Source organism: uncultured Capnocytophaga sp., from assembly GCF_938029845.1.
Lineage (GTDB): Bacteria > Bacteroidota > Bacteroidia > Flavobacteriales > Flavobacteriaceae > Capnocytophaga.
The window spans coordinates 1-9,178 of the sequence record NZ_CALHGG010000114.1 but is presented as its reverse complement, the minus strand read 5'-3'; the positions used below and the strand labels follow the sequence as shown (position 1 = coordinate 9,178).

Sequence of the window (9,178 nt, the reverse complement as noted above, 5' to 3'; positions counted from 1 at the left end):
TATAACCAAGTAACCATACATTATGGTAATTGTACTACACCTGCCTTAGTCACTGTCTATGAAGATAATACGGAGATAAGGAAAGATACACTTATAGCGGATGGTGCCTACCATGCTTATAAGTTGAACTTTTCTGCTACGCCCAAGAAACTCCGAGTACAGTTCTCTAGTACCAAAAGCCCTGATTTCTATGGGGTAACGGTAGGTAGCACTGAGGGGGTACAGGCTGATAATATTCCTACACGTGGGGATTCGGGTTTTCACTTTACTCGTATTCAGGATACTTACGATGCGATGAGTCGCGAGCTGAAACCCGATATTATCATCTTCCAATTCGGGGGGAATCTTGTCCCATACCTGACCAAAAATAAGGTAGCCTCCAGCGTGAAGCGTATCATTACCAATATGCAATGGGTACAGAAGCGCAATCCCGATGCTCTCTTTCTACTGATAGGCCCCAGTGATATGCTTAAGCGAAGTACCAAAACTACCTATGACATTATTCCAGAGCTGGTGGAAGAAATGAAAAAGCAGGCTGCTGAAAATGGCTTTGCTTTCTTTAGCATGTATGAGGCCATGGGAGGTAAGAACTCTATGAAGATATGGTATGACAACCGTATGGCAGCGAGTGATTTGGTGCATTTCTCTGACAAGGGTACCGAACGTATTGCACAGCTGCTATTCCAGAACTTGGTGGAGGACTTGCTTTCGGTACAATCTCCAGACATGTACAAAAAATAAACTTCTTTAGAACCCTCCTAACCAGCCTTCTCGGTCAAGGCTACGATATTGTATGGCCTCACCTATGTGGTGTTCCTTAATTGTTTCAGCCCCTTCCAGATCGGCTATGGTACGCGCTACCTTTAGGATACGGTCATAGGCACGTGCTGAAAGGCTAAGCCGTTCCATGGCTTTCTTGAGCATCGCCAAGGAGGAGGCTTCTACATGGCAGTATTTCCCTATCTGTTGGCTGCTCATTTGGGCATTATAGTGAATATGTTCATACTCGGCAAACCGCTGGGTCTGTATCTCTCTAGCACGTATGACTCGCTCACGAATGGCGGTACTACTTTCGGCTTTTTCTCGTTGGGCAAGTTTCTCAAAAGGCACAGGATTGACTTCTATATGTATATCTATTCTGTCAAGTAAAGGCCCTGAGATTTTGCTTAAGTATCGCTGCATCTCGGCAGGGGAGCTTACCATAGGGGCATCAGGGTCGTTGAAATAACCGCTGGGTGAGGGGTTCATACTGGCAACCAACATGAATGAAGCAGGATAGGTAATAGAGAACTTAGTACGTGAAATCGTTACCTCTCTGTCTTCCAAGGGTTGGCGCATCACTTCCAATACACTACGCTTGAATTCGGGGAGTTCGTCCAAAAAGAGCACTCCATTGTGTGCTAAGGAGATTTCCCCAGGCTGTGGATAGCTGCCTCCCCCTACCAGTGCCACATCCGAAATGGTATGGTGCGGACTGCGAAAAGGGCGCTGACAGATAAGTCCATTGTCCTTGACCCGCCCCACTACACTGTGAATCTTAGTGGTTTCTAGCGCCTCTTGTAGTGTCATCGGAGGGAGTATGCCAGGCAGGCGCTTGGCAAGCATCGTTTTCCCAGAACCAGGAGGGCCAATGAGTATAATGTTATGTCCGCCTGCGGCCGCAATCTCCATACAGCGCTTGACACTCTCTTGGCCTTTGACATCAGCAAAGTCAAACTCTGGGGTCTCCACATGCTTGAAGAACTCCTCACGGGTGTTTAGTTCTACCCGCTGTAGGCTATCTTCCCCGTTGAGAAAGTCTATAACCTGCTTGATATTCTCTGCTCCATATACTTCCAAGTTATTGACAATAGCGGCTTCCTTGGCATTTTGCATAGGAAGTATAAAGCCCTTGAAGCCTTCTTTCCTAGCTTGGATAGCAATCGGCAAGGCTCCCTTGATAGGTTGTAAGCTGCCGTCCAAGGAGAGCTCGCCCATAATGATATACCGCTCTATCTCCTCACATTGTATCTGTCCGTTGGCTGCCAGAATACCTATGGCAAAACTTAGATCGTAGGCCGAACCTTCCTTACGCATATCAGCAGGTGCCATATTGATGGTAATTTTCTTTCCAGGAATCTTGTATTGGTTGTTGTGTAGGGCAGCCTCTATACGGAAATTACTTTCCTTGATAGCATTGTCAGGTAGCCCAACCAAGTGGTAGCCTACGCCCTTATCTATATTGACCTCAATGGTAATGGTAATAGCCTCCACACCATAAACAGCACTGCCATATATCTTTACTAACATGCTCTTTGTTTTGAAAAAAGATTTTTTGTGTAGAGCAAATTTACGAAAAAATAATGACTTTTTGGCTATAAAATGATTTTCTTTTTCTTTGAGGTTATGTGCGCAATTTTCACTATTTTTGTCCTTGCAAAATAAGTATATCATGGAACAAATTTTCACCTATTGTCCCCATTGTGGAAGCAAGGATATAGAGTTTCCTAACTTAGTACGTTTTCTCTGCCATCAATGTGGTTTTGTCTATTACCACAATATAGCTGCTGCGGTGGCAGTTATTTTCAGGCGTGAGAGAGAAATCCTTTTTGCGGTACGTAATATAGACCCTGATAAAGGTAAGTTAGACCTCCCTGGGGGCTTTATAGATCCTGATGAGAATGCCGAAGCGGCTGCTTGTCGTGAGGTGAATGAGGAATTGGGCTTAGAGATAACGCCAAGCCAACTAAAATATGTGACTACTCAACCCAATCATTATTTGTACAAGGATGTTCCCTATCGTACTATGGATATTTTCTACGAATGTCCTTTGGATGTGCCTGTCTCTGTAAGAGCAGCCGATGAAATCAAGTCCTTACAATGGATTCCCATACCTGAAATCGACCTTAGCAAAATAGGCTTTGTCTCTGTAAGAACAGTCATTGAAAAATATTACTTAAACCAATGAAATTCAATCCCAAATACTTCTTCGCTGCCCTGATCCTCTTTTTGGTAGAGGTAGCCATAGCCACTTTATTCAAGAGTGTTTCCTTTGTACGGGCATACTTAGGTGATATCTTGGTGGTGATACTGATTTATTGCTTTATTAGAGCCTTTTTCCGTATCAAGAACACTAAGAAATTGCTTATAGGAATTTTCTGCTTTGCTGTATTTGTGGAGGTGTTACAATACTTTAAGCTGGCTACTTTCTTTGGTTTTGGCAAGGGTACCCTTGGCTATATTCTACTAGGGAATTATTTCTCTTTTGAAGATATTCTTTGCTATGCTACAGGCTGCTTTTTAGTATTTATTTTTGATAAGTAAAAGGATTTTACCTTGAGTAACGATTTTTCCTTTTCATGCAAAGCTTGCTATCCACTGAGGATTAACTTTTTAGAGATGAAGATTAACAAAAATATAAAAGGATAATTTTGTTTTGTATTTCAAGATTTTATATTTTTGCCCTCAATAAATAATATAGATATGAAAAAATTAACTTTTACAATAGTTATTGCCTCATTATTTCTGTTCTTTTCTTGCAGTAAAGATAATGAGACATCAGGAGCAGGCACCTCAGGAGCCTTAGGGGTTACAGGCAGTGGCATATACTACGAATTTGCAGGTGGGTATGGGTATTATGACCTTCGCTCAGGGAGAAACATTACTGAGATATTCAAGAGCAATATAGTTGATAAGTATGATGTCTCTTGGGATGGCCAGAAGCTATTGGTGGCTTGGGCAAAACGACCTTATGGCCAATATCAGACGGATTATCTTCAATTTACCTATCTGCCTATGCTTGAGAAGAAATCTGGTGCGGCCAGCAGTGATGATGATTTTCAGAAGCGTAAAATCAATTCTTTTGATTTCAATGGTTATGATGTAGGCGGCTCTGGGGGGGTAGGTTTTTTCCTCTCGCCTGACGAACGATTTGTTGCTGTACAAGCCAAAAAATCTACGGGTTATAATGATGATAATCCTGCAAGTATATTGGATAGGAGTAGCGGGCGTGTGCTAAAAGAATTTAATATCGACGGATATGAGCCGCATAGGATCAATATCGTAGGCTGGTCAAGTGCTGGGGAACTTTTCCTTAGTGTAGATAATGAACTCATAAAAGCCTCAGAAAGCAATAATTGGCGTATGACCTATGTAAAAAAGATCCCATTCAATGATATAGAGATGCTCAATATGAACCCACAAGGGACACAATTTGTCTTCAGAAGGGGAGATAAGCATATTTGGCTCTATGATATACAAGAGGACTCACACTACCAAGTAACTACTTCAAAGGTAGATGGCATTACCGATGCAAGAACTTATTATTCAGGTGGAGAGCGTCTCCCATCCTTTTCTCCAGATGGGAAGTATATTGCCTTTACAGGACAACCCAGACACTCTGCAGTGCCCTATGCCTATGACCCAGCGGTATTTGGGACTGCAGTGGCGATCAATATGCTCATCATTATAGAGAATAATGGCAAAACTAGAGATCTTGATGCTGATAATGATGGTACTATATTCTATCCCAAAGCTGGGAAATACCCCATATCAGCAGCGCAACGGCTCATCTGGAGATAGGAGTCTTTGTTATTCATAATAGGTAAAGATGCGTTCTACAATAGCAGCAGGTTTGTTATTTTTGTACCAAATTTCTTGGGTACAGTTGTTGAATTTGTCATAGTGGTAGATGGTTCTATTAGGGGAAGGAATCTGTCCGTCATCTATTTGTAGCAAATTTCCTTTCTCATCATACGTATAATACGTTCCAGAGGTAAAATCGCCTGTAAGAAGATTAAAATTTTCTTTCTTGATGAGTTGGTTGTTCTTATCATAAGAAAAAATAGTCTTTATGACCTCTCCTTCCAGAAAATAACTATAAGTTTCTACTTCTTTATCGTTTTCCATACAGTGGTAGGAACGAAAATCCTCTCCCTTGTATGTTTGTATCTCTACTATAGCTCCTTTGGAGTCATAGATGTAGTATCTTGTTCTTTTGTCAGAGATATCTTTCTCATCATGTAAAGGTGTTGTATAGGTGGTCTCTTCATATACTTCATTATTGGCTAAATATTGATAAGTAGTATAAAAACAAAACATGGAGTAACATTCTTTCTTTTCAGCAAGCAATGTACCTTCTTTCGTATATGTATACCAAGTATCATATGCTTCATCACCTAAAAGGCTCATTGATTTATTTTTTTCATATGTAATATTCCCTTTGCTATTATAGGAATATTTATTTTTATTAATGAGCGTATTATTTCTATATTCTGAAATAGCTTTTTTCCTTTTGTTTTTATCAAACAACATTCTTATTTCAAATAAGTTGCCATCAATCTTGTATTTTTTAGAGATCATTACTTTTCCCTCGTAGAAAATTTCTTCTTCTGTGTGCTGGGGATTGTTTTCTTCTATGTATTTGTATTCATCAGCTTTTGTAAGTAGATTGTCCACGTTGTATTGGTAAAATATCTTTTGGAAAAGTTTCCCATCGGTATAGTAGTTATAAAATTCTATGATATTTCCCTTTTTATCAAAGATGTATCGGCTATGTACGGGCATACGTTCTACTTTCGCATTCTTAGGGAATATCTTTACCTCTTTCCCATTTTTATTTTCATAATGGTAAATGAATTTCTCTACTGATTTTACTTTCCCTTGAGGAGTAATACCTAAGTTTCTAAGATGTTCGTTAGTATATCTATTAGGGTCATCTTCTTGAGACAGAAGAGATACATAAAAACAAGAAGAAAAATAAAATAATAAGATAAATAAAAAATGTTTCATAGTGTTAAAATATTTTATTCGTAATAGGTAAAAATTCTTTCGTAGATATAGTTCTTTCCGTTATTATATTTTTCTATTTTGATAAGATTTTGATAGCTATCATAAGTATAAAATGTTTTTTCTATTGCTTTATTTCCTTTGTAAGTTGTTTTAGAAAGTAAGTTATTATCTTTGTCATAAGTATAAAGTACTTTATATACTTCTTTATTTCCTTTATAAATTATTTTAGAGAGTAAGTTATTGTTTTTGTCATATCTATAAATATCTTTATCGGCTTCTTTATTATTATAAATAGTTTTTGTAAGATTATTAGCCATATCATAACTATTTGTCCAATATTTTTTTTTATTATTGCTGTATAATAGTTCTGTTTTTATTATTCTATCCTTATCATCATAATAATGAGTATAAGTTCTTGCTATTTCTTTTCCTTCATAATCATAGAATTTCTTTATACGACATTTTTCATCATATTGTATTTTTTCTTTAGTAGTACTGTAATAATGTCCATTAAAAAATCTGGTAGATTTTTCTTCTTCTATAAGTTGGTTTTCTTTATAATGATAAAATATATGTATTTCGTCTCCACTTCTATTCTTCTCATAACTTTCTATAGGTAAGTTGTCTTTATAAATGTTCTTAATGAGAATATTTTCATCTCCATCTATATTTTCTGTAGCCAAGATAAGTCTGTTCTGTTCATCATATTGGTACTTAGTGATACTTTTTTGACTGATAGAGAATTGTGTAAAATAATAATCTTTTTTGATAAGGTTGTCTCTTTCATCATATTCAAGTTTGTATTCAGAGCGTAATTTTCCTTTTGAATAATCAAGTTCTTTTATAAGTTTTCCCATGTCATTATAAGAACGAATAACAGTTTCTATGAGAGTATCATTGCTGTAATAATGACTTTCTAAGAGCTGTTGCTTGTCATTATATTTGTATAGCTCTCGGTTAAGAAAAAAGATATCACTTTCTTTAAGACTACAACCTTTTACTTCTTGTAACAGTCCTAATGGATTATAGAAATAAGATTTTTCACCTATATAAGTTCCAAAGTTTTCTCCCCATATAAATTCTCTTAGATAAGTAAGACTATCTTTTTCGTTGTATCTCCTTTCATATTTGCTACTTATATTGCCGTGCATATCATATTTGATAAATAGAATTTCTCTTCCTTCTTTATCAAAGCCATAAGTATAATTATTATCAAAAAGCTCCTTTTTTATAGTGTCATATTTATTATATTCTATAAAATAATGGGCAGTATGCATAGTTTTTACTTTTCCTAAAAGAGGTTTTTTGAACTCATCGTTTATAGCAGGATCTGTTTTATATCTTTCTACTTTGTTATTTGTATTTTGAGCAAATACAGCAGTAGAGATAAATAAAAATGGGATTAAAAAATGTTTCATTATTTATTCGTAATAAGTAAATGTTCTTTCGTAGATATGAGAAAATTTGTTATTGTAATATACTTCCTGCTTAATCCAATTATTATGCTCGTCATAAAAATAGATTATTTTTTGAGAAAGACGACTATTACTTTCTTCAATCAAATTTCCCATTTTATCATATTGATATGTAGCATAAGAATCATATTGACTATCATCAGAGGAAGTATAGACACTTTTTATTTTTCTTCCTTTTTCATCATACTCATATGTTATATTATTTTGTAATTTATGACTTATATAGACATCACAAGATATAGGAAGTTCTTTGTCATTGTATCTATATATTTTTTCTTCATCTGTATTATAACACCCTTCAAAACTGCTACTTTCTTCTTTTTTAGTTTTTAATTTTTTATTTTCATAGAAATAAGTGTGGATATAAGAATAATTTTCTTCTCCATAATATTCTTCCATTAGTAAATCATCTTTGTAAGTTCTTCTAAAAATATTGAGTGTATCTTCTCTATTGGTGTTTTTTTCTTTCACAAAAATAAGACGGTTTTTGTCATCATATTTATATTTTCTTAGATATTTGTAGTTTTTTTGAGTATCTTCATAGGTTTCTTCTATTTTATTGGCGTGTTCGTTATATTTGTAGGTATAACTGCTTATCAAATCATTGTTTTTATAATATAATTCTTTTATAAGTAAGTCATTTTCATTATATGAGTATAGAAATTTTTTCTCTTCTACGAGTTTGTTTGAATTATCATATTTATAAGTATGAGTTATATTACCTTTTTTATCAAATAAATAAAGATATTCATTGTCATAAACTTCACGAAATGTTCTTATGGTATTTCTATTATCTATAACACTACAACTAATATAGTTTATAGATTTTATTTTTCCAGAAAAATTTCCTATTGTTCTATGTTTTTTTTTAATTTTTATCGGTAAAGGATCATTTTGTCCCCATATAACAATAGAGAAAAGGAATAAAAAGGGGAATAAATAGTTTTTCATAGTATCGCAAATTAAAATTATCTTACCGAATGGAGAATTTTTGGCAGCGATTCCTTCCAAAATTTCCAATTATGAGTACCTTTTCGGAATATTTTGGTGTAGTGTATTTGTTTTTCGTCCAAGAATTGACTGAGTATCCTATTGGATTCAATCACTAAAGCATCTTCTTCTCCACATTCTAAGGTGTAAGTAGGGAAATGACTTTTCTCTGTAGCTAATTTAACATTGATAATGTTTTTAAGTAGGGTAGTAGCAGGTTCTATAAAGCCGCCGCTGGTCGAATAGGCATTGCCAAAGAGCTCATGATGCTGGAAGGCTAAGTAAGTTGCCCCAAAACCTCCCATAGAAAGCCCTGCTATGTTCCGATGTTCCTTTTCGGAAAGAATACGGTATCTCCTTTCTATCTCAGGGACAAACTCTTGTATAAAAAAGTCTTCATAATGCATATCAGCACTATTGTAATAGAACGAGTTGAACCCATTAGGGCAGATGATAATCATCTCCACAGCTCCTTCGGCTATGGCTTTGTTGGCTGCGGCTTGTAGTTCTCCTTCATGAATCCAGCTTCTGTAATTCTGATACATACCATGTAGTAGGTAGAGTACAGGGTACTTACGTTGAGGCTCTTTGGTATAGCTGGGCGGAAGATATACTGCATAGTGCTGTGTACCTCCCAATATCCGACTCTCAAGGGTAGGAGAAAGGTCTATTACACTAGCCGAGCTGGAGGGAGGTATAGGTGTAGTGCTTGTATGAGTAGCCTTTGAACAAGAAAAAAGTAGAAGGCTACTTATGAGTAAAAGGAGCTGTTTCATAAGGATTTAAGGTTTATAGAAATATTAGGATTAGCCAAATAGGTGAGCGATGACCTCTTCTACTTTAGCATAGGCAATGACATTGATATGGCTTTTACCAGCGGTGAGTTTGGAGTATTTGGAGATAAAGATGGTATCAAAACCGAGCTTTTCCGCCTCCGAGATACG

The 9,178-nt window shown here is 36.0% G+C and carries 9 protein-coding genes; 4 read left to right on the top strand and 5 right to left on the bottom strand.

The window, feature by feature from the left end:
* The coding region (locus tag Q0625_RS08170; protein WP_298825659.1) for a GDSL-type esterase/lipase family protein at positions 1-741 on the top strand (741 nt) is incomplete at its 5' end.
* Between the two features lie 6 nt (positions 742-747).
* Here Q0625_RS08170 and Q0625_RS08165 read toward each other — a convergent pair.
* Positions 748-2,289: a YifB family Mg chelatase-like AAA ATPase gene (locus tag Q0625_RS08165; RefSeq protein ID WP_298825656.1), complete on the bottom strand. Its 1,542-nt coding sequence runs from the start codon at positions 2,287-2,289 to the stop codon at positions 748-750.
* Positions 2,290-2,431: 142 nt separating this feature from the next.
* Here Q0625_RS08165 and Q0625_RS08160 point away from each other — a divergent pair, with 142 nt between their 5' ends.
* The 3 genes from Q0625_RS08160 (at position 2,432) to Q0625_RS08150 (ending at position 4,560) form a co-directional block, all read left to right on the top strand.
* The gene (locus Q0625_RS08160; RefSeq protein WP_298825653.1) at positions 2,432-2,947 is read left to right on the top strand and encodes an NUDIX hydrolase; all 516 of its coding nucleotides are present in this window, start codon (positions 2,432-2,434) and stop codon (positions 2,945-2,947) included.
* On the top strand, positions 2,944-3,303 hold the full coding sequence (locus Q0625_RS08155; RefSeq protein ID WP_298825650.1) for a DUF2809 domain-containing protein: 360 nt from the start codon (positions 2,944-2,946) through the stop codon (positions 3,301-3,303). Before Q0625_RS08160 ends, Q0625_RS08155 begins: the two co-directional genes overlap by 4 nt.
* Positions 3,304-3,462: 159 nt before the next feature.
* A complete protein-coding gene (locus tag Q0625_RS08150) occupies positions 3,463-4,560 on the top strand; it encodes a hypothetical protein (RefSeq protein WP_298825648.1) in 1,098 nt (365 codons plus the stop codon).
* A 9-nt stretch (positions 4,561-4,569) separates the two neighbouring features.
* Here Q0625_RS08150 and Q0625_RS08145 read toward each other — a convergent pair whose 3' ends face one another.
* From Q0625_RS08145 to Q0625_RS08130, 4 genes are read right to left on the bottom strand one after another with little or no spacing between them, the layout of a single operon-like run.
* Positions 4,570-5,769, bottom strand: a complete 1,200-nt coding sequence (locus tag Q0625_RS08145) for an RHS repeat protein (protein WP_298825645.1) — start codon at positions 5,767-5,769, stop codon at positions 4,570-4,572.
* Between the two features lie 14 nt (positions 5,770-5,783).
* Positions 5,784-7,187 (bottom strand): ATPase, encoded by a 1,404-nt coding sequence (locus Q0625_RS08140; protein WP_298825643.1) that lies wholly within the window; start codon positions 7,185-7,187, stop codon positions 5,784-5,786.
* A gap of 3 nt (positions 7,188-7,190) precedes the next feature.
* Positions 7,191-8,255, bottom strand: a complete 1,065-nt coding sequence (locus tag Q0625_RS08135) for a hypothetical protein (RefSeq protein WP_298825640.1) — start codon at positions 8,253-8,255, stop codon at positions 7,191-7,193.
* Positions 8,213-9,010, bottom strand: coding sequence for an alpha/beta hydrolase-fold protein (locus Q0625_RS08130; protein ID WP_298825637.1), 798 nt, complete (start codon positions 9,008-9,010; stop codon positions 8,213-8,215). The genes Q0625_RS08135 and Q0625_RS08130 overlap by 43 nt, the downstream gene beginning before the upstream one ends.
* Positions 9,011-9,178: the final 168 nt, after the last annotated feature.